Origin of the sequence: Phocaeicola vulgatus ATCC 8482, assembly GCF_000012825.1 — a bacterium.
Classification (GTDB): Bacteria; Bacteroidota; Bacteroidia; order Bacteroidales; family Bacteroidaceae; genus Phocaeicola; species Phocaeicola vulgatus.
Genome location: NC_009614.1, coordinates 4,290,380 through 4,317,030, shown reverse-complemented (window position 1 = coordinate 4,317,030; position 26,651 = coordinate 4,290,380). Strand labels below are relative to the sequence as shown.

Here is a 26,651-nt window from a genome sequence, read left to right as displayed (position 1 = left end):
TAACCACTATAGTCTATCTTTTACATAGTGCCTTGAAATCACAATAGGTACATTTTTCTATGATTTCTGTTTGGGTAAATGATTTTTCCGGATTAAATATTTCTTCTAATAATCCTTGAAGTCGTTCACGGTATTCTTTTTCATATTTACTGAAATCTTCCACAGCCTCTTTGGGCTTTCGTGGCTCGCCCATTTGTATAACGGGAGAATAGGTTTCTGTAGCGGCCCGATGAATATAGAGAAGGGCCGGAGCTATCTTCATCGTTGGTTGCTTGCGGCACATGATGGCGGCATACAGGAACGTCTGGAATACATAGTTGGAACGTTTCTTGTCCGGAATAAACAGAGATTCCACATGGGGTGGGGTGTCTGCATCACCGCCTGTCTTGTAGTCCACAATACGGAGTGTGCCATCCTTGCTGTCCATACGGTCAATAATTCCCCCGATACGTGATTTTATGACTCCTTTGGGTGTTTGTATGTCGATGGGTTCATCCACTTCCATTTCCGATGCAATAAAAGTGAAGGGAGCGTAACGTAAATCATTTTGTAAAAGTTGTTTTAAATATCTTGCAATAACGGCAGAGTTGATAAGTTGTACGCCGTTATATTCCGGTTTCTCGTTTTGCGGAACATTAAAGAATAATTTCTTGAATGCTGTATCCACATAATCTTGCAGCTTCACTTCATTGCGTAGCAACGTTTCCAATGCTTCCTTATTAATGACTTTGCCATGAGTGGTCAGGTCTTTATAAATATGCTCGGCGGCGTAATGGAAAATACTCCCGAATGTGGCAGAGTCTATTTCCGCACTCACTTCATCGGGGGCGGAGAGACCGGCTACGTACCTATAATAAAATTTTAAAGGACAATCCAGGTAATAGTTCAAGGCTGATGGAGAAAATTTTGCTTTGGGATTGGCACGGACATCAAACAGGCTTTGCATCCGGCGCATGACATCCGGGGTCTTTTCTACAGTGATAGGCGAGGTGCCTTGGGGGGACTGTCCGGCCTCCAGAAACTGACGTGTGATGGGGTGAGGCCATTCAATCAGGAATTGCAGCATGAAACGGCTCCATTCGCCGCGGTTCAGTCCGTCCGAACTGGTATTGTACATCAAGGTAATCCTTTCTGCCCGTTGCAGCAGACGATAGAAATAGTATGCATATACGGCAATCTTATGCTCTATGGTGGTCATTCCGAAAGCTTTGCGCAGGTTGTAAGGAATAAAGGAAGAGTCTCCTCCCGATTTGGGAAGCTGCCCTTCATTGACCGATAGTAATACCAAGTGGCGGAAATCCAGGTTGCGTGTTTCCAATACCCCCATGACCTGCATACCAATGGCCGGTTCGCCATGGAATGGAATATTGGTCGCTGACAAGACCTTGACCAGCAATCGCCGGAATGTTTCGCTCTGTACGGTTAATTCATCTTCTTCTATCAGTGTGCGGAACCGGTTGATGGTGGTATAGGCTTTGAAAAGCGACTCCCGGTAAAGTTGGTTGAATGCATCTGTGTCTTCGGTACCGGAAGTGTTTGCCTGGTAAATGCCTGCCACTTGCTGCAAAGTTTCGGACAGGCGTATGCACAGATTCAGGTTTCCGGAAAGCGGAGTGAAAAGCCGGGTAAGGAATTCATCTTTACCCAATTCGCCGGGTAACGGATAGAAACGGTTGTTCCGGGTCAGTTCTTTTTCCAACAATTCGGCTTGACCGGTGAGTTGCCGGGTATAGGGGTGTTTTAACAGTGTAACAACCGATTGAAACGTGTAGCGGCCGCTTTTGAAATTAAATCCGTGGGTATGCAACTCCAGTAAGGCGATGAGGAAACTATATACAGGAGTTTGCGATAACGGAAATCCCATGGTGATATTGACATGTTTTACTTCTGCCGGCAATGAATGGAGGACCGGCTGAAGCAATGCTTCGTTACACAATACGACTGCGGTTTCCTTTTCCGGTGTAGTCAGATTGTTTCGTATCCATTGAGGCAGGTAACGGGCTTGTGCATTTTCAGTAGAAGATGCGATGTAGTGTACCTCTTTAGGTTTCGAGAGATTTTTGAATAACTCACCGGACAAAGGAGAAGGAAAGTCGCGTAAGTTCCGGCGGATAAACTCTCCGGCTTCATGGGTGACGGCTTGTCTGTTTTCCTTCATATAAAATTCGTCGTAATCCCAATAAAAAACAGCTTTCCCGGCATCTTTCAATTGGGTGAACAACGTATGTTCTACTTTGTTCAGTACATTAAATCCTACAAAAACATATTTCTCGTATGGAAGTTTGTCCACATCCAGGTGCTCTATGACGTGGCGGTACATCATTCCTTCGTAGGCAATGTTTTGAGAAGCTAAGGATTCACGGAACCCTTTGTAAATGTTTCCCAATACGTCCCATAAAGAGATAAACCGTTCTTTCAGCGCTGTTCTCCGTTCGATGGAGAAGTTCTGGAAGAACTGCCGGATAGCTTCTTCCTGCTCATCGTCAATGAAGGTGTAGTCGTCCATTATGTTGCGCAGATCCTGTAAATTGGAAAACAGTTTGTCGGTATCCACTTTATTTTTGTCGGCATCGTCAAAATCACTGATCAGCATTTCTCCCCAAAAATAGAAATCATCCAGTGTTTCCGTACTTTGAGTTTCCCGTCGGAATATCTTATAAAGTTCGCATACCAGTTTTACCGGATCACCCACTTCCCATGGAGAAAGGCTACGGAACAATTCGCTGATGCTGACGTATGCGGGCGACCAAATAGGTGACTCCGACTCTTGGGCGAGATACTCATTAAAGAAAAGTCCGGCACGTTTGTTAGGAAAAACCACGGCTGTATGTGCCAGGTTTCCTTCCGTATGTTTATATAAATCGGCTGCTACCAGTTTCAAAAAGCTTTCCATTATTCTATTTCCTCCAGTTCGTTGTTAAATACATACCATAAATAGCCACGGATATGCTCATATCCCATATCCGATAATAAATCCATATATTCTTTCACCTGCTTGTTGTAAGTTTTCCGCTTTTTACCGAATTTAAAGTCCACCACAATCACCTCTCCGTCTTTCATCATCACGCGGTCCGGACGGCGGGTTTGCAGCACTCCTTTTTCCCGATAAATAATGGCACACTCATTGTATAGTTCCCAGCTGCCCGAATACCATTCTTTGACCAGCGGATGCCTCAAAGCCCATTCGGTGAGTTTTCGTATTTGTTCCTCCTGTTGTGCCGACTCTATGATTCCTTCGAAACGCAGGCGTTCTATGGCGGGAGGCACATCGTCCGGGGTACGGATTACGGAGAACAGATTATGCAACAACTGTCCTTGCCGGATGTATTTGTCTTCCGTCTCCTCTTCTCCCCGGATAAATTCGGCAGAACGGTTGGACTGTTTGAATTCGATGTTGGTTTCCAGCGTTTCCAGATGGATAGGCAAACGTCGGGCTACAGTCAGCAGCTTGTTGCCGGACACTTGTTTTTCCTCTTCGTGAGATGAGAGATAGAGCGTTCCCAGTTCGTATATTTCTTCTCCGGTGGCATAGCTCTTTCCGGTCATGTCGGATAAGGCACTTCCTAACAATTCGGATACCGTTCCTTTCTGTTCCGCCTTTCCATATATAATCAAGTTCTTTTTGGCACGGGTAAATGCCACATAAAGCAGGTTCAGATTATCCACCCATAATTGCAAGCGTTCATTCAGGAACTCTTCCCGATAAATGGATTGCTGCATGGCTGTGGAATAGTTGATGGGAACAATGTCAAGATCGCTAAACGGAGCTTGCCGGGGAGCACACCATACCAGATGATTGTAAGTCTCATTCTCCATTTTCCAGTCGCAGAAGGGTAGCAGTACGGTATGGTATTCCAATCCTTTGGACTTGTGGATGGAGAGAATGCGAATTCCTTCCACCTCGCCGGAAGGGATGGTTTTGCTGCCTAGTTTTTCTTCCCAGTAGGTGATAAAAGCGGATAATTCGGAAGAATTGCTTTGCAGATATTCCGTCACGGCATCAAAGAAGGCGCACAGATAGGCATCCTGTTGTTCGATGCAGGACATCTGGAACAGATTGAAAAGTTTTTCCATCAGCTCATACAGTGGCATGAGGCGAAGTTGCTCCGCTTCTTTTATGAAATCGAATGGCAGATAATCATCTATTCCGTTCAGCAATAGAGTGTTGAGGTCTATTCCTTTATGTAATACTTCATTCTGATAGGCAGCAGCCAGTTGCGCCTTGGCAATCCGGTTTTCGGGTTGTGACAAGTAGCGCAGGCCATCCATTATCATACATACCGCCAGTGAGGCATCCAGTCGGAATGCCTCATCGGATACGATTTTGTAAGAGGTGTTCTTGTCGAAGTAATCGGCTATTAAAGGAATGCTTCTGTTCTTGCGCACCAGGATGGCAATATCTTTCAGTTGCACGCCCTGCGCCACAAGCAGCTCCACTTCTTCTCCTAGGTGGTGCAGGGTGTTTTCCATATAGGTCATGTCTTCCGTATCCGATAGAAATTCCACTTTGACATACCCTTTTCCGGGATCTTTGTATGTTTCCTGACACACGTCGTTGTAGGCTTCCTTCAGTTCCTTGCATTCCTTTTTTTGTTCTTCCTTGTAAATGTTGTTCAACACCTCGCAGGCGGCTGTAAACACTTCGTTGTTGAAGTGAATGATGTTTGCGGCGCTCCGGCGGTTGGTGGTCAGTGTCTTTACTTTGACGGGAAAGGCTTCGATGTTTGTTTTCAATCCGTTCAGTATGCCCCAGTCACCGTTTCTCCAGCGGTAGATGGATTGTTTCACGTCTCCTACAATCAAGCTGTCTGCTCCCTGAGACAAACCTTCGAGCAGCAACAGACGGAAATTGTCCCATTGCATACGCGAAGTATCCTGAAATTCATCGATCATTACGTTGCGTATGGTTGTTCCTATCTTTTCGAATACAAACGAGGAATCTCCTTCTTTTACCAGGTTATGAAGCAACGCGTTGGTATCCGACAGCAGGAAGCGGTTGTTTTCATGGTTCAATTCGCGTACCTCTTCGTCTATATTGGCCAGCAGACGGATATTGTTTACGTGGCGCAGGGAGAGTTGGCAGGAATTGGCCAGCATATTGTTCCGGCTTCTGTATTTTTCCGATTCATTCAGCAGAGGAATCAGTTCTTTTTCTGCCAGACCTAGGATAGCGTTGCGTATGGGGGAGGTTTTTTTCACCCATTCGTCGGGGCAGTCCAGACATTTTTCCACTGTTACATTGCGGACACTGTCATCCAGTTTACCCGATTGTAATTTATTAAAATAGCTGGCTATACCTCGGGAGCCGTTTTTCAAATCTTCTACTTTCACCCCGTTTGTATCCAATATTCCGAAGAATTGGTCGGCAAATCCTTTCATTTGTTCCTGCACCTCTTCCAAAATGGCTTGCAGCGTTTCGCGGTAATTCTTGATACAGTCTTTGTCCCGTAATTTTTCCCGTAGTCCGTTTCCTTTTTCTATATATCCTTCATCGAAGATATTTCGTCCGAAATTCTTTATCTCACCGGAAACATTCCACCTCTTGTCATCGGCTATTCTTTCTTCTATGTATTCCAACAGCCAATAGAGTACGGGAGATTGTCGGTCCAGCTTTTCTATCATGGAGTCCACGGCATCACTCAGAACTTCCATATTGTTCAGTTCGATATTCAGATTGGCACCCAATTCCAGCTCCCGTGCCAAATTGCGCATCACCGACTGGAAGAATGAGTCAATGGTTTCCACCCGGAAGCGGCTGTAATCGTGTATCATGTAGTGCAGTGCCGTACCGGCGGCTGTCCTTATGTCTTCTTGGGGCATTTCCAGTTCTTCTGTGATTTTCTGTAAATAGGGATCAGAATCCTTATCCTTTATCCATATTCCGTATAGCTGACTCAGAATCCGCTCTTTCATTTCGGTAGTGGCCTTGTTGGTAAAAGTCACAGCCAGTATATTACGGTATGCCCGTGGGTTCTGTATCAGCAGTTTTATATATTCCACGGCCAGTGTGAATGTTTTTCCCGAACCGGCAGAGGCTTTATAAACTAATAATTCAGGAGAATGTTTCATTTTAAATAATTTGCTAATTTGCTAATGGCTGCGCTGTGTACCGGATGGTAATTGGCTGACACATTAGTACATTTTTATTTTTAATTAAAAACCAGCACAAAAACAGTGGCCTGTCCCTTTTCCTTGTAAGGCAGCAGGGTCAGTGTGCCACCGCTCAGTCTCATGATTTGTTTGCTCAGGCTCAGTCCGATGCCGCTTCCTTCCTCTTTGGTCGTGAAGAAAGGTACAAAAATTTGTCCGGCTGCATCGGGAGGAATGGCGGGACCGTTGTTGGCTATCTCTATACGGATACTTTCTTGCGGATCACAATAAGCTTTCAAGGTGATCTTTCCGTCGGGAGCATTACCTATGGCTTGAATCGCATTTTTCAGCAGATTCGTAACCACTTGGGCTATCAGGTTCTCGTCGGCAAAGACTATCAGGTCTTCCCGGGCTTCGAGGATGGAAAGGGTGATGTTGGGGCATGGATGCTGGTGCTGTGCCAGTCGGATCATCCGTTCCAGGAAAGGACGGACATAGAACAGCGATGGCTCAGGTGATGGCAGTCGTGTCAGTTTGCGATAAGACATGACAAAATTTATCAATCCTTTACCTGTAGAGTGAATCGTTTCCAGCCCTTGTTTCATTTCTTCATTTTCTGCTCCGGGAAGAGCCAGCAGCGTTTCGCTGAGGGAAGTCACCGGGGTCAGGGAGTTCATAATTTCGTGTGTCAGCACGCGGGTAAGGCGTATCCATGAATCTATTTCCCGTTCATCCAATTCCCGATTGATATCACTCAAGGCAATAATGCGGAGTTCCTCGTCTTTGATACGGATGCCGGACACCCGTAAGGCAAGATGCACCGTTCCCCGTTCCGTATTGAACTGAATTTGCAGCTTGTCACCCGGAACTGCTTTTTCCAAAGCAGTCATCAGTTCGTCCGAGATGCGGGAGAGTTGTTTGACATGAGTCAGAACATCCAGCCCCAACAGATTCATGGCCTCTTTGTTCTTTTGATAAACGGAGCCTTTGCTGTTCAGTACCACTATGCCGGTTTCTACAAAGTCCATGATGAGCTCATAATACTTCTCGCGTTGTGCCGTTTCCTGTTTTACATTGTACAAAATACGTGCGATACGGTTCAGCATGACATTGACCATGGAAGAATCGCCAGGGGAGGCATGTTCGTAAAAACGAACAGCGGGGTCGTCGTTTTCGATGGCGTCGAGCAGAAAGGCTATCTTCCGGGTATTAAAAGTGTACAGGCGGTAAAACCAGCCTATGGAAACGAGGAATGAAGGTACGATTACGCATAGCCACAACCAGTTGCGCTGCTGGATTAGTAAGGTGCAGGCAATGGCTAGAACCAGTACGGTAAATAGGCGGAAGAAGAATTGTTTCACAGCTTAATTATTTATTATTTCGTTTGAATGTTCCTTTAGTTCCTGTTTAAAAATAGATTATTGTTATTTGTTTTGTCATCCTGAACCATCGTGAAGAATGAGATGAGATAATAGGTCATAATCCGAATTTTTTCATCTTATTATAAAGCGTCTGCCGGGTAATTCCCAACTGTGCCGCTACAGCCGAGAGGTTTCCGTTGCATTTCTCTATCGCTTTCTGAATCATTTGCAATTCCATCTCTTCCAGTGTAGAGACACTTGTTTCTGTCGCAGGAGCCGCTATTTTTCGGGGAAAATGAAAATGTTCCTCACTCAATATACCATCTTCATTGATAATGACCGCTTTCTCTACGGCATGTTCCAGTTCGCGTATGTTTCCATACCACGGATATGTCCGTAACTTTTCTTGCGCACCGGTAGAAAGAAGGATATTTCCTTTGTCATATTGTTTGCAGAACCGGTCTATAAAGCGTTCGGCCAAAGGGATAATATCTTCTTTGCGTTCCCGCAGAGGGGGAATCTCGATGTGGATGGTATTGATGCGGTAAAGCAAATCTTCGCGGAATTTGCCTTTGGCCACCATCTCTTCCAAATTACAATTGGTGGCGCAAATCAAACGTATGTTGACAGGTATCGGTTCGTTGCTTCCTACTCGCACCACGCTCCGGCTCTGAATGGCGGTGAGTAGTTTGGATTGCAGGTGATAGGGCAGGTTGCCTATTTCGTCCAGAAACAAAGTCCCTTCATGGGCGGCTTCAAATTTACCAGCACGGTCGGTATGGGCATCGGTAAACGAGCCTTTTTTATGGCCGAACAGTTCGCTTTCGAACAGGGATTCGGTGATGGCACCCATGTCCACTGTTATCATATCCCGCCGGTATCGGTTGGACAAGGCGTGTATTTCCCGCGCCAGCATTTCTTTTCCTGTGCCGTTCTCTCCTGTAATCAGAATATTGGCATCCGTTTGCGCCACTTTCTCTATCAGCGTCCGCAGTTGCTTCATGGCATTGCTTTCTCCCCAATACATAGAAGATACGGTTTTAGGGATTTCCGCTCTCTTCTTGTTCTTGGAGGAATTGCGGCAGGCAGACAGCAAGGTTTCTATCAGCCGGGCATTGTCCCAGGGTTTGACGATGAAGTCTGTCGCTCCTTCCTTGATGCCGCGCACTGCCAGGTCTATGTCAGCATAGGCTGTGAAAAGTACTACGGGCAGGGAGGGGTGTATTTTCTTTATCTCGTGTAACCAGTACAGACCTTCATTCCCGGTATTCAGTCCGCTGCTGAAATTCATATCCAGCAGCACCACTTGCGCATTTTCTTCACGTAACGCAGCGGGCAGTGTGATGGGTGAGGGCAGTGTGACGATATGTTCGAAATGATTTTTCAGCAATAGCTTTACTGCCGACAGCACTCCTTTGTTATCATCTATCACAATGATGGTTCCTTGTTTGCTCATAAGTCGTTGTAGCTTCTTTTTCCTTTAAAGATATCTTTAGTTGTGCGTTTCATGCAAAGGTACTATCTCTTCACACACTCTCATTTCCATTCCTTTATAGACCACTACTATTTTGTGTAGCTGTGTGGTGCCCACAGCATTCTTCACCCGGTCGGAATCAGCATAACGATTTGCCTGAGCGATCCCTTCCAGCCTCAGTTCTTCCACACGACTTTCAGAATCTTTGTATTTGGCATATTTCAACTCTATGATATAACTGTGCTTCATGTCCGGATAGATTTCCAGCAAAGGACACAGGAAAAGATCAGCGTATCCTTCTTGTGTATCCGCTTCGGAAATAGGACGGTAGAAGCGGTTTTGCGCTGTCATGGCCAGTGTGAATCCATGTACGAAAAACTCTCCTTTCTGTTTGTCGCGTTGTGAGGCGTAGCGTTTCAGACAGTCGGCTATGTAACCGAAGTAGGCCTGCCAGTTACCATCGTATGCCAAAGCCGAGGCCAGTTCGTCTTTCTCATAACTGCTGAAACTAAGGTCGGCCTCATTGTATGTATTCAGCAAATAGGTGTATAGTTGCTCTTCCACTACCTGATTGGGAATGGTGAGTTTGTTTTTTCCTTTATGCATTCCACTGATGGTAAGCATGCCGAAATAATAGAGCAGACTCACGAAATTGTCCGGATCGACAATATTCGCAGCCGGAAAGCTATCCTTCAGTTCTCCGGTGATATATCCTTGACTTACCAGGGTTTGTATGATGGAGGCATCATGAGCAAACTCCTTGTCCTTGCGAATCAGCATCCGGAGTTTTTCGTAGTCTATGCGTATGTTGCTTTCTATCATTTTCTGTGGTGCTTTGCCACGCAGAATATAGTTCTTGACAAAATAGAGAACCATGTTGGAATTGTACAGGGTAGTTTCTCCGTAGCATTCCGGTGCGAAGCAGTAGTTGTCATACCACGGCTTCATGATATCTATCAGTTGGCCGACGGTATGGTTGAACGGACTGTTTGTGGAATAATACGTCAGCATCTCACGCACTTCTTTTTCCGTGAACCCTGTCATTTCGTTGAACTCCGGTGAGAGGGAGTAATTGGTACCTATATTGAATCCGCTGGTGAGATCATCCATGGTTACGGGGCTTACTCCGGTAATGAAGCAACGCTTGATGCAGGAATCAGTTCCGGCTTTCACTTTGTTGAAGAATGCGCGCAGGTAACCCTCTTTGTGTGTCTCTTCAGTGTATCGGTGCAGGCTTTCGGCATCGGAGAGAATGGCATTGGTAAAGTGGTCATACTCATCGATAAAAAGATAAATTTTCTGCTCAGTCTTGTTGCACTCCGTAAACAGATATTCCAATTGTTCTATCGCTCCTGATTTTTCATCCAGCTTCTCCTTGATACCTTGTGGGAGATAGTCGGCATAGATATCGCAGAAATAGTCGAACATGGTCTGGCAATGTGCGTCCATCCCTTGACGGTAGTTGTGCAATTCCCCGCTGATACCGGAAAAATTGAGTTTCAGCACCAGATAGGTGTTGCGGTCCGGCGTGGGGTGCTTTCCTATGTAGAGGTCTCCGAACAGGGCGTCAAACTTATCGCGGGTGCGTACATCATAATAATGTTGCAGCATGCTCAAGGTCAGACTTTTGCCAAATCGCCGGGGACGGATGAAGAAGAAAAACCGGTCCGACTGTTCTATCAGTGGGATGAAGGCGGTTTTGTCCACATAATAATAATTGTCGAAACGGATGTCTGCAAAGTTCATCATACCGTATGGCAATCGTTTCCTGTTTGAAGGTGCATATTCCATTAGTTATATTGTTTTTTTATGAATAAACTCTGGTAAAAGAGATATGTATAGCATACAAAGATACTTTCTTTTCCCTGCTTCTCCAAAAAACAAAGGTTCTTTCTTTTTGGTAACATGGAGGAAGCTGTCCGATAGGTATCCGCCAATCTTTTCTTTCAGAGAAAACTTTTCAATTTCATGAATTGTTCTATTATAAAATAGCATTTCAAATGAAAACATTTATATTAAGCATAATTGTAACCATGATTACATCGGTAGCTGGTGCACAGCAAAAAAGTTTTTATGACTTTACGGTCAAGACTATTGACGGGAAGGACTTGCCACTTTCCACGTTCAAGGGTAAGAAAGTATTGGTAGTCAATGTGGCATCTAAATGCGGTTTCACTCCCCAATACGCCAAGTTGGAGGAGTTGTATGAGAAATATGGAAAAGATGATTTTGTCGTTATCGGATTTCCTGCCAATAATTTCCTGCATCAGGAACCCGGAACGAATGAAGAAATCAAGGAGTTTTGTACGTTGAATTATGGAGTGACTTTTCCTATGATGGCTAAAATATCTGTAAAGGGGAAAGATATAGCTCCCCTTTATCAATGGCTTACGCATAAAAGTGAAAACGGGGTTTCGGATGCTAAGATAGGGTGGAACTTTCATAAGTTTCTGATTGATGAAAATGGTAGATGGGTTGCCTCAATCGGCTCTACTACCAGTCCGCTTTCACAGGAAATTGTAGGATGGATTGAAGAATAAAATGACCAGAAGATAAATAATGCCCTATTGTTATTGCACCAGCTTTCCGTTTTTCAGTTCCGACATCAGCAGGTCATAGACGTATGCCGGGCTTTCGATATACAGGCCGGTGGAGAAGTCTTCCAGTTTGACGAATGTCTCCGAATTGTGGAATGTGGAGATGGCTTCCTGCAAATCCATATCATTACGTTCCACCAAGTAACGGACTACATCGGCGGATATTCCTTCAAAGAGGAATTTTGCGGTATTCGTGTTCATAGTCGTTTCAGCATTTTAATCGCTGCCTCTGAGTGAAAGAAATATTGTGAAGTCACTTTCGAAAATGTCAGTTCGTGCAATAGTTGTTCTTCGTTAATAAAATTCTCGGTGTATAAACGTAGCAAGCGCGCAATGGTATCATCGGCAACAGGGCCAATTACGATATCGTAATCGTGGCAAGGCTGAGTAGTGTTTATATCGCGGTTCGACATGACAAAACGTGCCCATTCCCAGTCTGGCTCCTTGAAAACCTTGACTTTCAATTCGCTCGACTGCGCTTCTTCAAGGTCAAACTCAAACATAGTCAGAGTGGGGTTTCCGCTGAACATCCGCGCTGTTCTTGCGGCCATCCTTTGGGCCTGTTCCCTAATGTCGGTCAGGTAAAATCCTCTGCCGAAATCCTTATAGGGGCGGCATCTGTTGAGGTCGATGCCGTCGATTGCCGTATTTGAACCGTGGTAAAGTATCATCGCAATGTTCCTCCATTGTTTTGGCAGACGATGGTCAGGTCATCCACACAGTCGTTAAAAGAAAGCGTGTGTTCCACATCGTAAAATTCGGTGAGAAAATCAATGCCTTTGAAACGTCTGATATAATTGCTTGCCTCCCGGATTGTCAAATCGTGACGGCGCGCAAATTCGACAATGACCGTCATCACATAATCGATTAGGTTCTTGTCCGCTTTCTTTTTGGACTTGAGCGCCACTATCGGTTCGACACCCAACGCCTCCGCTATGCGGTTGACAGTGCCAAAATTAACACACAGACCGTTTTCCACTTTGGAAACCATTGCTTTTTGGACGCCAATCATCACCCCGACTTCTTCTTGTGTCAATCCTTTGTTTTTTCGGCATTGGGCCAAAAGTTCTCCTATTTTTTGCAAATTCGTATTCATACCACAAAAATAGATAAAGTTTCTTGTGTAGGAAACTTTTTAACTACAAATATATTCTTTAGATAATTATTATCTTTCCAATTAAATGGCAGCTCTGCTCTGACACGCAAGAACCCGTGTGCCGGATGATGATTGTTAGGAAAACAGGAGGGAAATCAGTTCCTTTGTACATCATAGGTTATGGAACGGTGGTTCGAAAAGAGTTGTCGCTATTTTTTTGCTTATTTATTTGTGGGGATAAATATTTATCCCTATATTGTATTAGTAAAATTAAAAATATCATGGAGAATGATTATTAAAACTGAAAGTTATGGATACAATAAAAGACATTTGGTTTGATGCTAACCGCATTTATATGAAAACGGATGGTGGAGAAACTTTCAGCCGTCCCTTAGAGGCATTCCCTTTGCTGAAGGATGCAAGTGACAGAGAGCGCCTTGATTTCAAGATAGGAAAGTTTGGTGACGATGTTCGTTGGGAATCATTGGATGAGGATATTCATATATCCAGTTTTTTCGATACAGCGGAGCCGGATTATGAAAATGAGATAGCAATGATATTTAAACGTTTCCCTCAACTAAATGTGTCAGAGGTTGCACGTAGTATGGGAATAAACAAGAGTCTTCTTTCCAAGTATATCTATGGTATTAAAAAGCCGAGTGATATAAGGAAGATGCAGATTAAAGAGGCTCTCCATCTTTTGGGAAAAGAATTACTTGCCGTTTGATTAATCTCTTAATAATAGTTTAGGTGTGATTCCATTTGGTTTCACGCCTTTTTTATGTTAATTTTTCCACAATCATAGTTTCAACAGAAAGATAATTAAATATAAGGAAGATATGGCTAGAATAAACAAATACGGCTATGTTGCTGCGTGACGTTTTTGCATCCGTCAGGGAGATGCGGTGAACAAGCCAAATTCATACCAAGAACCGGGCAAGCATATGATGCAGGCAGGGTAGGCATGTACCGAGTACCAGGTAGCCTTGTTTGCTGTATCTTATATCTTACCATCTGGGCGATGATGCGTCCGGAAGAATTTGTATCAAGGTAAGTATACCGATAATCTGTTTCTTGTTTGTTTTTTGAGTAATCAAGAAACATCACTAAAAATAGCGGAATATATTTTCGTCCTATTTATTAAATTGCTATCTTTGCCACGTTTTCCACGCCGGTACTTCCGCAAGGAAGTTAGGGAGGTGGGAAATATACATATATAGAAAAGACGTTTACTTGACGTTTTGTTCTTGACGCTTCGAAAATTTGCACCTTTTGAAATTGCTGTCAGAGACAAAGCAACAGTGGATGTCTGCGGGGTATGTTTATATCCTTGGTGCGCTTTTGTTGGTCAAAGGTGTATTCAAGTGTTGTTATACATATCGGCGTGGGCTTCTGCGTTGCTCGTTCAGACAGCAATGGGCAGTGCAAAGCCTTCGAAGTGTGGGACGAGTAACAGGTACAGATTCCCGCGCTTTTTTTATATATAGGTATTACAAATTTCTGATTTAACATATATGAACCGTCCGGTTCGGGAATCTGCGGAAGGTTATCGGTTGACCCGACAGGCTGCATCTACATCGTGCGGATTTCCATCCTCCATTTGTTGAAATAGCTTTTCCAGTCAACTTAATCACAAGAGGCCGATTCCTCTTGTATTTTACGAAACTTCTCGTAATTGATTGAATTGCAGATAGATATCTGTGCTTCAAAGCTCCATAACTATGCTTTCAAGTGAAAAAATGCAATGGTTTGCCATGCGTGCCACCTATCGCCGGGGGATGCAGATCAAGGCTTTGTTGGATAAAGAAGGAATCAACAACTTCATCCCCATGCGTTACGAAGTTCGTATAAGGAACGGGCGCAAGAGGCGTGAACTGGTTCCCGTTATCAGTGATCTGATATTTGTTCATTCCGTCCAGTCCGAACTTCAGAAGGTGAAGTTCAAACTTCCGTATTTTCAATATATGATTGATATCCGCAACGGGCAGAAAATCATTGTGCCCGATGATCAGATGAGGCAGTTTATCGCTGTGGCTGGAACGTATGACGAGCATCTTATCTTCTTCAGTCCCGATGAGGTGAACCTGCGTAAAGGTACGAAAGTCCGTATTACGGGTGGTGACTTCGAGGGCTACGAGGGGGTGTTTGTAAAGGTGAAAGGTGCGAGAGACCGTCGTGTGGTTATCAGTCTGCAAGGGGTGATAGCCATGGCCATGGCGACGCTTTCGCCGGACTTGATAGAAGTGATAGAAGAGCCAAAGAAGAGATGACTTCATTTGCTACGTTAAACATTGTTATCCCTTGATTAATGGGGAAGTAAATGATCTGATAATATAAATCTTATGTATAATAATGTGTAGAACCACATTCATGCCGTCAGGCATCCGGCTCCAGCAGCTGATTCAGAATCAGTATAAGGAAATTTTAGCCAGGGAAAAGAATAATGATAAATTCATTCATCTGTATGACATTGGTGCGTATTGGGTGGCTTTCGAGCGTTCCGCCTGTAGGTTGAGCGGTTTGTTTTCTAAAAGTGAGCTGACTTTGTTTCGTGTCCCGGATTGTGTGGAATATGTGGTGATGGCTTCTGTTCCTGCCGATGAGGCGGAGGGCTGTTTGGGTGAGTACATCATTTTGCACGATGGAATTTACCGGAAAGTGTGGTCGGAGCATGTTTTGCCGATGGGGGATTATCGTCATTGGCATGAGATGGCTGTGAGGTCTGTTTTGTTGTAAAGAAAAGTATGCGGACTTCGTGGACCAAGTAAGTGGTGTTACTTTGCTTACGAAGATATCTTACTTTTTTCAATGGAATATGGTCATTCGTCATGCTCTATAGGGAATACCCTGAAAAATCCTTCAAAAGCTTCAGCCTGCTCGCAAACGCCCTACCCGTGGGCATTCCGGCTGAAGGATTGGGTTCAGGAATCCTTCAGTTGGGGGTTGGAATGTTTCAGCCGAACTGATCTTCCTCCGATTCTTAGGGAATCGTTTTTCCTGAAGGATATTTTCCGGCTGAAACATTTCACAATGCATATCCTTCAGCCGGAATGCCGACAGGCAGGGTGTTTGCGGAGTGGCTGAAAGATCTGAAGGAAAAAAAAGGCGTTTCGGCATGTAGATACCGTTATGGAAAAAATAACAGGTCAAATTTTTAAAAGCTCTTGTTCTTTCAATGAAAACGTCCTGTTCTTTTTTTTAAAGACCTTGTTCTTTTCGGAAAAGAACAGGATCTTTTAAGGGTTAGTAACGTGTATGCCGGAAGGTTGGTAACGTGTCACCCCACACGTTACTAATGTGTGGGGTGTAAGATTAGTAATGTTGCAGGTGGAAGATATATATCTTTCAAGTGATTTGAATATATTAATAGAATTAGGATACATATTACGGGACTTGTCTATTATAGACATAATATTTTAATGTGCTTTTTTATAATTGAAAATGTCTGCTTTATCTCAGCAAAATAATAAAAGAATAGCTAAAAATACTCTATTACTTTATTTTCGTATGCTTTTCAGTATGGGAATAGGTTTGTTTACAAGTCGTATTGTACTTGAAAGTTTGGGAATAGAGGATTATGGCATATACAATCTTGTTGGTGGTATTGTTACAATATTTGCTTTCTTAAATTCGGCTATGATTGCAACTTCACAACGTTTTATTTCATATGAGTTAGGAAAGGGAAATTTACATAAACTTAAAGATGTTTTTTGTACGACTTTAACTATACACATAGCTATTGCGTTTATTATTGTTGTTTTATCGGAAGTAATAGGAGTTTGGTTCCTCAATACCAAACTGAATATTCCATCAGATAGAATGATGGCTGCCAATTGGACACTCCAATTATCTATATTCGTATTTGCTGTGAATGTAATCAGTGTTCCTTATAATGCTTCTATTGTGGCACACGAAAAAATGAGCGCATTTGCATATATTAGTATCTTCGAAGTTAGTTTGAAGTTAGCAATAGCCTATTTGCTGTTATTTATATCTTATGATAAATTGATTGTATATTCAATTTTGGTATTTTGCGTTGCATTGCTTTTACGTTCCTTATATTGCTTTTATTGTAAAAGGCATTTTGAGGAGTGTCATTATACTTTTAGCTTTAATATTGAACAATTTAGGGAAATGTTTGCCTTTGCTGGTTGGAGTTTGGTTGGGAATTTAGGATTTTCTTTTAAAGATCAATTATCTAATATTCTCTTGAATCTATTTTTTGGTACAGTTGTTAATGCTGCACGCGGAATATCAGTTCAGGTAGGTTCGCTAATAAATAGTTTTTCTGCTAATTTTATGATGGCGATGAATCCACAAATAACAAAATCGTATGCAGTAGGAGACTTATACAGATCTAAAGAGTTAGTATATGCAGGTTGTAGATTTTCATTTTATTTGTTAGCTGTCATTTCCCTGCCTATAATGATTAATATTACCTATATATTAAATTTATGGTTGGTAGAAGTTCCACAATATACGGATATTTTTCTGATATTAACGATTGTATGCAATCTTTTGTATGCTATATCTAGTCCATTAACAACAGCCATGCAAGCCACGGGAAGAATCAAATGGTTTCAAGTAATAATTTGTATTGTTATGCTGACAGAATTACCGATAGCTTATTTATTGTTATCAATTGGATATCCGCCATATTCAGTTCTCTATGCATCATTATTTGTTACATTATTGGGGGTACTTATTCGGATAGTTTTAATAAGTAGAATCTTGCCCATCTATGAAATTAGATACTATGTGACACATATTTTTAGCAAAAATATACTTATTGTGTTTATCACCTATTGTATAGCTTATATCTTACATAAAAAGATGGAACAGGATAGTTTTTTTACAGCTGTTCTTTCAAGTTTTATATTAGAACTTATTTTATTTTCTCTTGCCTATTTATGCGGTCTTTCATCAACAGAAAGATATGTGGTAAACCAAAAGTTAGTGACCATTTTAGAATCAAAGCGGAGAAAAAATAAACAAAAAAAATGATTTAATATTTAGTTTGTATTAGTGCGTATGGAAATAGAAATTAATTATTCTTTTATAATACCTCATAGGAATGTACCACATCTTCTTCAACGATGTATTGATTCAATTCCCAAACGTGATGATATCCAAATAATTATAGTTGATGATAATAGTGATCCTAAGATCGTGAATTTTGAGTGTTTTCCAGGCTTAAATGAAAAATGTGTTGAGGTTTATTTTACAAAAGAAGGGAAGGGAGCGGGATATGCCAGGAATATAGGATTGACTTATGCAAAGGGAAAATGGTTTTTGTTTCCTGATGCAGATGATCATTATACAACAGATTTAATGAACGTTTTGGATAAATATGTGAATAGTAATTATGATATAATTTATTTTGCCTGTGATCATATCATAGAAAAGACCATGGAACATTGTGATAACATTATCTCTATACAAATAAAATCTTATCTAGAAGGACATAAAGACATGATAAATAATATACGGTATTATTTATGGGCTCCATGGAATAAAATGATAAAAAAGGAACTTATTTGTGAGGATGTAGAATTTGAGGAAATTGAAAAGGGAAATGATGCTTTATTTTCTGTAAGAGTTGGATATAGATCAACTAATATAAAAGTTATTAAAAATAAAATATATGTTTATTATACACGGGAAGGAAACATATCTACATCTAAACTAACATTTGATAAAATGTATAGTCTATTTACTAGTAGGTATAGAATTTACCAATATTTGTGCTATGGTAAAATAAGAAGATATAATACTGCACTTTGGAGTTGTTTCCGATTAGCTTTAAATAATAGGGATATTCTTTTTGCAATTTTTTTTGTGCTGTCAATTCCCTTGTATAGATTCAATCCTGTAAAAGAGAAAAAAAAGGCCTATTCTATGTTCCTAATAGACAATAAATAATAAAAGATGCCATCTGTTCTTCTATTCATCTACTTTTGTTTCGTTCTTCTTAAAGATGTGAAAAAAGGTATCATACAAATAGTTGTTATTTTGCAGATATTCATATATTTAACTCTGTGGAATACTAGTCTTCGCCTGATTTATCCGACATCTGTTGTGGCTATTTGTATTTTTGTTTATCGGAAATGCAGAAAAAGAAGATTAGTTATATATAGATCAAAAAAAGGAAAATATCCCATATCGTTAATTCTTATTTCAGTCTTAACTTCAATCAGCTATTTAATTTCTAATTATTTGGCATTATATCCTCCTGATAACATGCTGACCTTTGCTAACATATATTTCTTTTTCATTTTACCCGTGTTTTTATGGTATTCATTGGATTCTAGAAAATATATGATATATTGTTTGCAACTTCTTAGTGGATGTATGTTATTTGCCTGTGTTTATTCTATTATAGAAGTTCTTTTTAATAAGAATATTATTCAGGACGTATTGCTGAGCTTATTTGATGTACATGGATATATAGCCCAAGGTGCGGAAAGATATGGTTTTAAACGAAGTAATTCTATATTTTCTTATTATCAGCCTTTTGCTTTATATTGTTGTATGTGTTTTTATCTTTACTTTTTTTGTAGTCGGTATTATAATTATCCATTGAATAAAAATAAAGTAACAAAGCTATTATATTTCCTTCCATTATGCACTATTCTTACAGGGACTAGGGCTGGGTATGTTGCCATTCTTATTGGTATACTGCCTTATTTATTGAGTGTAAATATTTTTAGGTATAAAGTTTTTTATAGAATAGTAGGTGTGTTTTTAGTATCATGTTTGTTTTTTTGGAAATTCTATTTTACTCTTATTTATTCTACTTTATTTGCTAACAAAATGGACGTAGGTAGTAGCAGTGGTATGAGACTAGAGCAATGGGGATCTATTTTATGGGCTTTTGAGCAAAATGAATTATGGGGAAATGGGAGCTCATATTTGTGGAATGTTGCCACACAGAATAATTATGAAATATTAGGTGCTGAAAGTATTTGGTTTTCTTTATTGATAGATTATGGAATAATGGGTGGCTTAATGTTTATTTTTCTTGTATTAGTATGTTGTTTTTTGATTTATAAATGTCAGAAAACTGCTGTGCTTTTTCCTGTTATATATTTTGTTTTTTTATCTCTATCTGCTCCGATTGATGAAAATATAAATATTCTGATGACTTTTGTTGTTATCTTTTTAAGAATGGACTATTGGAGTCGAGATTCTGAATTAAAGTGGTGTAATATAGTTATATCATCTACTCATAGGTGAACAAATGGAAGTATTGAAATGAAATTTTTTGTTTTTGGTGGAGGATTAGGTAACCAACTTTTCCAGTATAGTTATTATAGATATTTGAAGAAGAAATATCCTTCAGAAAGAATTTTGGGAATATATCCTGATAGTTTAAAGGCACATAATGGGATAGAGATTGATAAATGGTTTGATATAGAATTACCTCCAACTTCTTATTTATATAATAAATTGGGCATTCTTCTATATCGTGTGAATCGCTTTTTATATAATCATGGCTATAGATTGTTATTTTGTAATAGGGTTTATCCTCAATCTATGAAACATTTTTTTCAATGGGGAGATTGGCAAGATTATTCTATTATAAAACAAATAAATATTTTTGAATTTCGCTCGGAACTTCCTATAGGAAAGGAAAACATGGAATTTCTTAAAAAAATGGAGACCTGTAATTCAATCTCAGTGCATATTCGTCGTGGCGATTATTTGAAAACAGATTTAATACATATTTATGGTGGTATATGTACATCGAAATATTATCGGGAAGCAATTAAATTCATGGAACAAGAGGTGGAAGAACCGTTTTTTTTCTTTTTCTCTGATGATTGTTTATATGTGGAAACAGAATTTGCTGATATAAGAAATAAAATAATCATATCACATAATAGAGATGATCGCAGCTTCTTTGATATGTACCTGATGGCTCATGCTAAAAATATGATTTTGGCAAATAGTACCTTTTCATGTTGGGCAGCTTATTTAAATAGGACAGCAAAAATAATTATAACTCCAGACCGATGGGTGAATACTGATTTTTCAAAATTAGAAGCTTTGCCAAATGAATGGATAAAAATTCGTGTATAATTTATAGGCAATGTTCAAATGCTCTAAGTAACATATTAATAGGTTTTTATATTAAATATTCATTGTACAATTCAATATATGATAAAATTATCATCTATAACAGCGCATATATTAGATATTTGGCATCGCCGAAACAGCAGATCGTACATTGCTCATCTGCGTTCACTGGGTATAAGAATTGGTGATGGTTGCATTTTTAGAGATCCGCTGACTACGAGAATCGATGTTTCAAGGCCAGCCTTGGTTTCCATTGGTAGTAATGTTGATATGAATACATATTTCCAGATATTGACGCATGATTGGGCTAGCTTTGTTTTTAGGAATAAATATCATGATTTTGTGAATTCTTCAGGAAGAGTGGAAATAGGTTCGAATATTTATATTGGCACAAATGTCATTGTATTACGTGGTGTTACTATTGGTGATAACTGTGTTATAGGTGCTGGCAGTGTTGTAACACATGATATCCCTGCCAATAGTGTAGCGGTAGGAGCTCCTTGTCGTGTAGTGTGTTCATTAGATGAATATTATCAAAAACGGAAAGTCAAAGGATTGCAGGAAGCTGTGGAACATGTTAAGGCTTTTCAAAAGAATTTTGGTCGAGATCCTTTGCCTCATGAATTATATGAAGAATTCATCTATTTTGTAGATGCCTCAAATGTAGAGGAATATGAACGTCAAGGTGTGCCTGTTCGGTCTCAGTTAAGTATAGCTTATGGTGATTGGTTATCTACTCATAAGGCGAAATTTTCGTCTTATGATGATTTTATTCAATATGTAAATCAAAAAATGAATGAAACAGCCGAAAGTTAGTATAATAGTCCCTGTTTATAATGTGGAGAAATATCTTGATCGTTGCATGCAATCGCTTCTTGGGCAAACGCTGAAAGAATTAGAAATTATTCTAGTGGATGACGGTTCACCGGATAATAGTCCTGCATTATGTGATAATTATGAATCAGCGTCAGATAATTTGCATTGGCCGATTATCAAGGTGATTCATAAAATTAATGAAGGTCTTGGCTTTGCCCGTAATTCAGGGTTGGAGATAGCTACTGGTGAATATATAGCATTTCTGGATTCCGATGATTTTGTAGATGTGAATATGTATGAACAGTTATATTTAAAAGCAAAGGCCAAGGATATTGATGTTGTTTATTGTAATTGCAATATTTATAAAGATAAAAAGCATATTTATCCTCGAAAAGATGTAGAGGAGGAGGTTATCTTCAGAGGGCGTGAAGCTGTTGATGATTTTTTGCTTGATATGATAGCTCCATTGCCTGAATATCATCATGATGTTCGCTATATGATGTCGGTGGGGCATGCTATATATCGTCATAGCATTTTTATGGAGCATAGAGTACAGTTTGTGTCTGAACGTGAATTTGTGAGCGAGGATATTATTTTTGATATTGATTTTCTTTCACATGTAAGGAGTGTATGTTATCTGCCTGATTGTTTGCACTATTATGTTGTAAATCCATATTCGCTTTCTCATACTTATGATGATGCCAAATACCATAAAATGGTAAATTTATCTCGGATAATAAAAGAGCGATTGGCAAAAATTTACTCTGAAGAGAAATATTATTTGCATTATCTTCGCTCGGTATTTTTTCTTCTTCGTAATACTGTAATGCGTATGGTGTTAGCTGGTGAAACAGATCAGAAGATCAAAAGAATATTAGAAGAAAAACTATATCAAGAATTATTGTCTAATTATCCTTATCAACGAATGGATTTAAAGCATAGAATAGTATTTTTTTTATTGAAATATAAATGCATTTTATTATTAAAGATACTGTTTAAATCTGTTAAATCTTAGTCAGAACCCCAAATATTAATCAGCGAGATTTCCCTATTTATTAGGGTCTCTAATCAATTGAGGCTTATATATGGATCATAAATTGAAATATATATTAACGTGAGTTCGAAATAAGAATAAATATATTTCACTTATAATTAGAAACATAGCGATAAAAGTATTAAATTTATAGTGCTGAATTATAACATTTAAACGATTACCACTATGTTTCCAGAGTCTAAAGTTACAGAGATTTATTGTATGGCCGATGATTTTTGCAAGGAATTTACATTGCAACAGGAAAAATATATGATTAAGGATATGAAGACCATGCATCGTAACAAACCCAACCGTATGAGTGATGCAGAGATTATGGTTATTCTAATCCTGTTTCACTCCGGTGGTTTCCGTTGTTTCAAGCATTACTACAAGGAGTATGTCTGTAAACATCTGAAACACCTTTTTCCTCGTCAGGTTTCTTATAACCGTTTTGTGGAACTGGAGAAGGAAGTATTGCTTCCCATGACCATATTCATCAAAAGAGTACTGCTGGGAACTTGTACCGGCATCAGTTTCGTTGATTCCACTCCCTTATGTGTATGTCGTAACCAAAGAATCTTGATTCATAAGACATTTGAAGGGCTTGCCGAGCGTGGAAGATGTTCTATGGGATGGTTCTTCGGATTCAAGCTGCATCTGATAATCAATGACAAGGGTGAAATCCTCAATTTCATGTTCACGCCTGGAAACGTGGATGACCGGGAACCGTTGAAACAGGGTAGGTTTCTGGAAAACATCAAAGGAAAACTATGTGCAGACAAGGGATATATAGGTCAGGCTCTGTTTGAAAACCTTTTCCTTAATGGCATACAACTTGTTACTAAAGTTAAAAATAATATGAGGAACTCACTGATGAGTATTGCCGACAAGATTTTGCTAAGAAAAAGAGCCTTGATTGAAACGGTCAATGACGAACTGAAGAACATCGCACAGATTGAACACTCAAGACATCGTTCATTCAGTAACTTTATAGCCAACTCCTTGTCGGCTATCGCGGCATACTGCTTTTTTGAAAAGAAGCCCGCCATTGACGTAAAGTTTGTCAATGACGGACAACTTGCTATTTTTTGATTTTATTTCGAACTCACGTTATATTAAAACATGATTGTGTATCTTTTGACATATTTGATACATTAGTAAAAAGATATGTTTCCTTGCCTACAGATGTGTTTGATATAGTTGAATTGAGGTATAACAGTTTACATGGTACCAGTAATGAGAAAATAAGAGGTTTTAAGGAATTGAGGATAAATGCCGAACTTAAGGCTAGGAAAAAAATAATAGAAGAAGTTTCAATCGATGAAATTTATAATTTTATAGAATTTAGTCCAGCTATAAATGAAGAATTGAAAAACCTAGAATTGAAGACGGAGTACGAAGTTTGTATTCCCAATAAATCTATTGTCGGTCTTTTTAATGAATGCCTTAAGAATGGAAAAAAAGTAATAATAACATCAGATATGTATCTTCCTGAAGATATAATAAAGGATATTTTAAGTCATTGTGGCATTACAGGTTATGAAAAACTTTATCTTTCTTCATCTATAAAAAGAACTAAAAGAACAGGGGCTTTGTTTCGTTATATCTTAGATAAAGAAAATCTAAAACCTTGTCAATTAGTTCATATTGGAGACACACTAAAGTCTGATTTTATTAGACCAAAGATAATGGGTATACATACAACTATGATAACTCTTACAAAGTCAAAAGTAGATAATACAAGCTATTTATCCCTATTAAATAATGTCATTGATTATATGTGTCAAACAAAAGAGGATTATTTTAAATATTTGGGCTATAGATGTTTGGGTCCTTTATTATGGGGATATATTCATTGGCTAATTAAAAATTTTCAAAAAGAAGATCTTAATAAGATTTATTTTTTTGCTCGTGATGGGCTTATCATGAAAAAAGCATTCGATATTGTTAACAAAGATGAGAGGCTGAAAAGTTATTATTTAGAAGTATCGAGAAGGAGTTTGCGAGTACCCATTTTGTGGAATGATCCATCATTTATTAATTTATTGACCATGCTGTCACCTTCCAAAAGGATATCATTGAAGTCAATATTTGATGGAGTTGGATTAAATATTATTGATCATATAGCTTTAGTTAGAAAATATGGATATGATTTAAATTCTTATTTCTATAGAAATACCATATTGGAAGAAAATAGATTAATGCTTTTATATAATGAGTTGCAGAATGAGATTATTTTAAACTCAAAAAAAGAATTTGTCTTAATGTGTGAATATATGAAGCAAATGCACGTTGAAGGACGTTTTGCAGTTGTGGATATAGGGTGGTCAGGTGGTATGCAGAGATTTCTTCAAAAGTCACTGGGAATAATAGGTATAGAAAATGAAATTTTAGGTTATTATACAGGGGTAGCTGATTATTATAAACGAAATATGAATGATGGAAAACTATCATTACATGGATATTTGTTCGATTTTTATAATAATGTAAACAGTGTGGATAAACGAAGTCCGTTTGTTGGGCTTTATGAAACATTGTTTTTAGAGCAAAAAGGATCTGTAAAAAACTATATTCGTGACAAAAATGAATGGCTTGTGGCAGAGAGATATGATTATGAATATCAAATGAATGGCGAATTACAAGAGGAGTATTATATTGTAGAAAAAATTCAGTCAGCAGCTCTAGATTTCATTAATGATATAGAAGCAATAGAGTTTGTAAAATATATTCCTTTCACTCCGGATGTGTTGTTTGCGAATTTAAAAGCAGTGGGATTATCTCCTTCTCGAAAGGATTTAAAGATGTTGGCAAAATTTAGATTTTTTGATGAGGGAGAGACTTTTTCATTAGTTTCTAGTAAGTCGTTTATTTATTATGTGTTTAATCCTCGATGTTTAAAAAATGATTTATTGTCTAGTAAATGGAAAATAGGTTTTTTAAAATGCTTGCTTAAAATTCCTTTTCCATACTTTAAACTTTATAAAATATTGAAAAACAGAAACTAAAATGACAAGAATACTTGTTGAGAATTTAAATGGTTTGGATCTAGGTGGCATAACTACTCATATATTCAATTATATTTCAGTCTTACAGCGAAGCAGTGATTATAAAATTGATATAGTGGTAACGGTACAAGAAAACAATGATGTTATAGATAAATTCAAATCTCTAGGGTGTGGAATCATTCATTTGCCACATCGGCAGAAGCAATTATTTCGTTATATAATGGCATTATGTCGCATAATGTATAAAGGAAGTTATGACATTGTTCATATACATGGAAACAGTGCTACAGCTGTTTTGGAATTACAAATTGCAAAATGGTTAGGTATAAAGGCAAGAATTATACATAATCATTCTAGTTGTTGCCAACATAAAATTTTAAATAAATTATTGTTGCCTGGATATAGGCGTTCGTTCACTCAGGCTATAGCTTGTTCTATTGAAGCTGGTGAATGGCTTTATGGTGAAACACAATTTACTATTTTGCGTAATGCTATCAAAGTGGAACCTTTTATATTCAATGTAGATAAAAGAAAGACAATGCGGTGTGTCTTTGGTTTTAAAGATGATGAATATGTGGTAGGCCATATCGGTATATTCATGGAAGCAAAAAATCACTCCTTTCTTATTGAAGTATTTGCTAAATATCATGCCTTGCAGCCAAAGTCAAAATTATTGCTGATTGGTGATGGTGAGTTACGTCATCTTGTAGAAGCGGCGATAGATAAGAACAAAGTGAATGATTGTGTGATATTGGCTGGATTGCGTTCTGATATCCCTGAATTGTTACAAGCAATGGATATTTTCCTTTTTCCTTCTATTTATGAAGGTATGCCATTGTCTGTGGTAGAAGCACAGGCATCAGGTCTACCATGCATTATTTCGGATGCTGTAACTAAAATGGTAAACATAGGTGAAGATGTAATTCAATTACCTTTAAGTAAAGGTGCTGACTATTGGGCGGAATATCTCGGTAATGTTAAATACGAATTGTCTCGTCAAGAACGTTGCGAAAGAAATACTGAACTTATCACTAAAGCGGGTTATAATATAGAAACGGAGGCGGAAAACCTCATGAGAATTTACAAAAACTTGTAGTATA

At 39.1% G+C, this 26,651-nt stretch carries 21 protein-coding genes; 13 read left to right on the top strand and 8 right to left on the bottom strand.

Features of this window, described 5'->3' with window-relative positions:
• Window positions 1-13: 13 nt before the first annotated feature.
• The 5 genes from BVU_RS17405 to BVU_RS17385 all read right to left on the bottom strand — a co-directional run bounded on the left by BVU_RS17405 (window position 14) and on the right by BVU_RS17385 (window position 10,716).
• Window positions 14-2,893 carry a PD-(D/E)XK nuclease family protein gene (locus BVU_RS17405; protein ID WP_012055730.1) on the bottom strand — a complete coding sequence of 960 codons (2,880 nt, stop codon included), beginning with the start codon at window positions 2,891-2,893 and terminating at the stop codon, window positions 14-16.
• Complete coding sequence (locus BVU_RS17400) at window positions 2,893-6,069, bottom strand: UvrD-helicase domain-containing protein (RefSeq protein WP_012055729.1); 3,177 nt, start codon at window positions 6,067-6,069, stop codon at window positions 2,893-2,895. The genes BVU_RS17405 and BVU_RS17400 overlap by 1 nt, the downstream gene beginning before the upstream one ends.
• Before the next feature lie 80 nt (window positions 6,070-6,149).
• Window positions 6,150-7,451 carry a sensor histidine kinase gene (locus BVU_RS17395; RefSeq protein WP_005839950.1) on the bottom strand — a complete coding sequence of 434 codons (1,302 nt, stop codon included), beginning with the start codon at window positions 7,449-7,451 and terminating at the stop codon, window positions 6,150-6,152.
• A 115-nt stretch (window positions 7,452-7,566) separates the two neighbouring features.
• Window positions 7,567-8,907, bottom strand: coding sequence for a sigma-54-dependent transcriptional regulator (locus BVU_RS17390; RefSeq protein WP_012055728.1), 1,341 nt, complete (start codon window positions 8,905-8,907; stop codon window positions 7,567-7,569).
• A 36-nt stretch (window positions 8,908-8,943) separates the two neighbouring features.
• Window positions 8,944-10,716 carry an AAA family ATPase gene (locus tag BVU_RS17385; protein WP_012055727.1) on the bottom strand — a complete coding sequence of 591 codons (1,773 nt, stop codon included), beginning with the start codon at window positions 10,714-10,716 and terminating at the stop codon, window positions 8,944-8,946.
• Between the two features lie 209 nt (window positions 10,717-10,925).
• Here BVU_RS17385 and BVU_RS17375 point away from each other — a divergent pair, with 209 nt between their 5' ends.
• On the top strand, window positions 10,926-11,465 hold the full coding sequence (locus BVU_RS17375) for a glutathione peroxidase (protein WP_005839958.1): 540 nt from the start codon (window positions 10,926-10,928) through the stop codon (window positions 11,463-11,465).
• Window positions 11,466-11,495: 30 nt separating this feature from the next.
• Here the strand turns inward: BVU_RS17375 and BVU_RS17370 are convergent, their stop codons facing one another.
• From BVU_RS17370 to BVU_RS17360, 3 genes are read right to left on the bottom strand one after another with little or no spacing between them, the layout of a single operon-like run.
• Complete coding sequence (locus tag BVU_RS17370) at window positions 11,496-11,723, bottom strand: ubiquitin-associated-like domain-containing protein (protein WP_005839961.1); 228 nt, start codon at window positions 11,721-11,723, stop codon at window positions 11,496-11,498.
• On the bottom strand, window positions 11,720-12,193 hold the full coding sequence (locus BVU_RS17365) for a DUF3990 domain-containing protein (protein ID WP_005852647.1): 474 nt from the start codon (window positions 12,191-12,193) through the stop codon (window positions 11,720-11,722). The genes BVU_RS17370 and BVU_RS17365 overlap by 4 nt, the downstream gene beginning before the upstream one ends.
• Window positions 12,190-12,618 carry a DUF3791 domain-containing protein gene (locus BVU_RS17360; protein ID WP_005852645.1) on the bottom strand — a complete coding sequence of 143 codons (429 nt, stop codon included), beginning with the start codon at window positions 12,616-12,618 and terminating at the stop codon, window positions 12,190-12,192. The genes BVU_RS17365 and BVU_RS17360 overlap by 4 nt, the downstream gene beginning before the upstream one ends.
• Window positions 12,619-12,928: 310 nt before the next feature.
• Between BVU_RS17360 and BVU_RS17355 the strand changes: the two genes are divergently transcribed.
• The 12 genes from BVU_RS17355 (at window position 12,929) to BVU_RS17295 (ending at window position 26,647) form a co-directional block, all read left to right on the top strand.
• Window positions 12,929-13,345, top strand: coding sequence for a DUF2442 domain-containing protein (locus BVU_RS17355; protein WP_005839966.1), 417 nt, complete (start codon window positions 12,929-12,931; stop codon window positions 13,343-13,345).
• Window positions 13,346-14,339: 994 nt separating this feature from the next.
• A complete protein-coding gene (locus BVU_RS17350) occupies window positions 14,340-14,888 on the top strand; it encodes a UpxY family transcription antiterminator (protein ID WP_008668758.1) in 549 nt (182 codons plus the stop codon).
• A gap of 82 nt (window positions 14,889-14,970) precedes the next feature.
• On the top strand, window positions 14,971-15,354 hold the full coding sequence (locus tag BVU_RS17345) for a hypothetical protein (RefSeq protein WP_012055724.1): 384 nt from the start codon (window positions 14,971-14,973) through the stop codon (window positions 15,352-15,354).
• Between the two features lie 705 nt (window positions 15,355-16,059).
• On the top strand, window positions 16,060-17,622 hold the full coding sequence (locus BVU_RS17335) for a lipopolysaccharide biosynthesis protein (protein WP_012055722.1): 1,563 nt from the start codon (window positions 16,060-16,062) through the stop codon (window positions 17,620-17,622).
• 27 nt (window positions 17,623-17,649) lie between these two features.
• Window positions 17,650-18,540 carry a glycosyltransferase family 2 protein gene (locus BVU_RS17330; protein ID WP_007835148.1) on the top strand — a complete coding sequence of 297 codons (891 nt, stop codon included), beginning with the start codon at window positions 17,650-17,652 and terminating at the stop codon, window positions 18,538-18,540.
• Window positions 18,541-18,597: 57 nt separating this feature from the next.
• On the top strand, window positions 18,598-19,854 hold the full coding sequence (locus BVU_RS17325; RefSeq protein WP_227191494.1) for an O-antigen ligase family protein: 1,257 nt from the start codon (window positions 18,598-18,600) through the stop codon (window positions 19,852-19,854).
• Window positions 19,855-19,872: 18 nt separating this feature from the next.
• Window positions 19,873-20,700 (top strand): alpha-1,2-fucosyltransferase, encoded by an 828-nt coding sequence (locus BVU_RS17320; protein WP_007835151.1) that lies wholly within the window; start codon window positions 19,873-19,875, stop codon window positions 20,698-20,700.
• A gap of 78 nt (window positions 20,701-20,778) precedes the next feature.
• Window positions 20,779-21,513 carry an acyltransferase gene (locus BVU_RS17315; RefSeq protein ID WP_007835154.1) on the top strand — a complete coding sequence of 245 codons (735 nt, stop codon included), beginning with the start codon at window positions 20,779-20,781 and terminating at the stop codon, window positions 21,511-21,513.
• Entirely contained in the window at window positions 21,494-22,528 is a 1,035-nt protein-coding gene (locus tag BVU_RS17310; protein WP_012055721.1) for a glycosyltransferase, read from the top strand. Before BVU_RS17315 ends, BVU_RS17310 begins: the two co-directional genes overlap by 20 nt.
• A gap of 204 nt (window positions 22,529-22,732) precedes the next feature.
• Window positions 22,733-23,638, top strand: a complete 906-nt coding sequence (locus BVU_RS17305) for an IS982 family transposase (RefSeq protein ID WP_016270147.1) — start codon at window positions 22,733-22,735, stop codon at window positions 23,636-23,638.
• Window positions 23,639-23,721: 83 nt separating this feature from the next.
• Window positions 23,722-25,551: a glycosyl transferase gene (locus BVU_RS17300; RefSeq protein WP_229035929.1), complete on the top strand. Its 1,830-nt coding sequence runs from the start codon at window positions 23,722-23,724 to the stop codon at window positions 25,549-25,551.
• A 1-nt stretch (window position 25,552) separates the two neighbouring features.
• Window positions 25,553-26,647, top strand: coding sequence for a glycosyltransferase (locus tag BVU_RS17295; RefSeq protein WP_012055719.1), 1,095 nt, complete (start codon window positions 25,553-25,555; stop codon window positions 26,645-26,647).
• The last annotated feature ends 4 nt before the right edge of the window (window positions 26,648-26,651 follow it).

What these genes read in the sequence shown, in the direction of transcription:
- BVU_RS17405 (WP_012055730.1), bottom strand. Translation starts at nt 2,893, where the DNA reads ATGGAAAGCTTTTTGAAACTGGTAGCAGCCGATTTATATAAACATACG.
- BVU_RS17400 (WP_012055729.1), bottom strand. Translation starts at nt 6,069, where the DNA reads ATGAAACATTCTCCTGAATTATTAGTTTATAAAGCCTCTGCCGGTTCG.
- BVU_RS17390 (WP_012055728.1), bottom strand. Translation starts at nt 8,907, where the DNA reads ATGAGCAAACAAGGAACCATCATTGTGATAGATGATAACAAAGGAGTG.
- BVU_RS17385 (WP_012055727.1), bottom strand. Translation starts at nt 10,716, where the DNA reads ATGGAATATGCACCTTCAAACAGGAAACGATTGCCATACGGTATGATG.
- BVU_RS17375 (WP_005839958.1), top strand. Translation starts at nt 10,926, where the DNA reads ATGAAAACATTTATATTAAGCATAATTGTAACCATGATTACATCGGTA.
- BVU_RS17370 (WP_005839961.1), bottom strand. Translation starts at nt 11,723, where the DNA reads ATGAACACGAATACCGCAAAATTCCTCTTTGAAGGAATATCCGCCGAT.
- BVU_RS17365 (WP_005852647.1), bottom strand. Translation starts at nt 12,193, where the DNA reads ATGATACTTTACCACGGTTCAAATACGGCAATCGACGGCATCGACCTC.
- BVU_RS17360 (WP_005852645.1), bottom strand. Translation starts at nt 12,618, where the DNA reads ATGAATACGAATTTGCAAAAAATAGGAGAACTTTTGGCCCAATGCCGA.
- BVU_RS17355 (WP_005839966.1), top strand. Translation starts at nt 12,929, where the DNA reads ATGGATACAATAAAAGACATTTGGTTTGATGCTAACCGCATTTATATG.
- BVU_RS17350 (WP_008668758.1), top strand. Translation starts at nt 14,340, where the DNA reads ATGCTTTCAAGTGAAAAAATGCAATGGTTTGCCATGCGTGCCACCTAT.
- BVU_RS17345 (WP_012055724.1), top strand. Translation starts at nt 14,971, where the DNA reads ATGTGTAGAACCACATTCATGCCGTCAGGCATCCGGCTCCAGCAGCTG.
- BVU_RS17335 (WP_012055722.1), top strand. Translation starts at nt 16,060, where the DNA reads ATGTCTGCTTTATCTCAGCAAAATAATAAAAGAATAGCTAAAAATACT.
- BVU_RS17330 (WP_007835148.1), top strand. Translation starts at nt 17,650, where the DNA reads ATGGAAATAGAAATTAATTATTCTTTTATAATACCTCATAGGAATGTA.
- BVU_RS17320 (WP_007835151.1), top strand. Translation starts at nt 19,873, where the DNA reads ATGAAATTTTTTGTTTTTGGTGGAGGATTAGGTAACCAACTTTTCCAG.
- BVU_RS17315 (WP_007835154.1), top strand. Translation starts at nt 20,779, where the DNA reads ATGATAAAATTATCATCTATAACAGCGCATATATTAGATATTTGGCAT.
- BVU_RS17310 (WP_012055721.1), top strand. Translation starts at nt 21,494, where the DNA reads ATGAAACAGCCGAAAGTTAGTATAATAGTCCCTGTTTATAATGTGGAG.
- BVU_RS17305 (WP_016270147.1), top strand. Translation starts at nt 22,733, where the DNA reads ATGTTTCCAGAGTCTAAAGTTACAGAGATTTATTGTATGGCCGATGAT.
- BVU_RS17295 (WP_012055719.1), top strand. Translation starts at nt 25,553, where the DNA reads ATGACAAGAATACTTGTTGAGAATTTAAATGGTTTGGATCTAGGTGGC.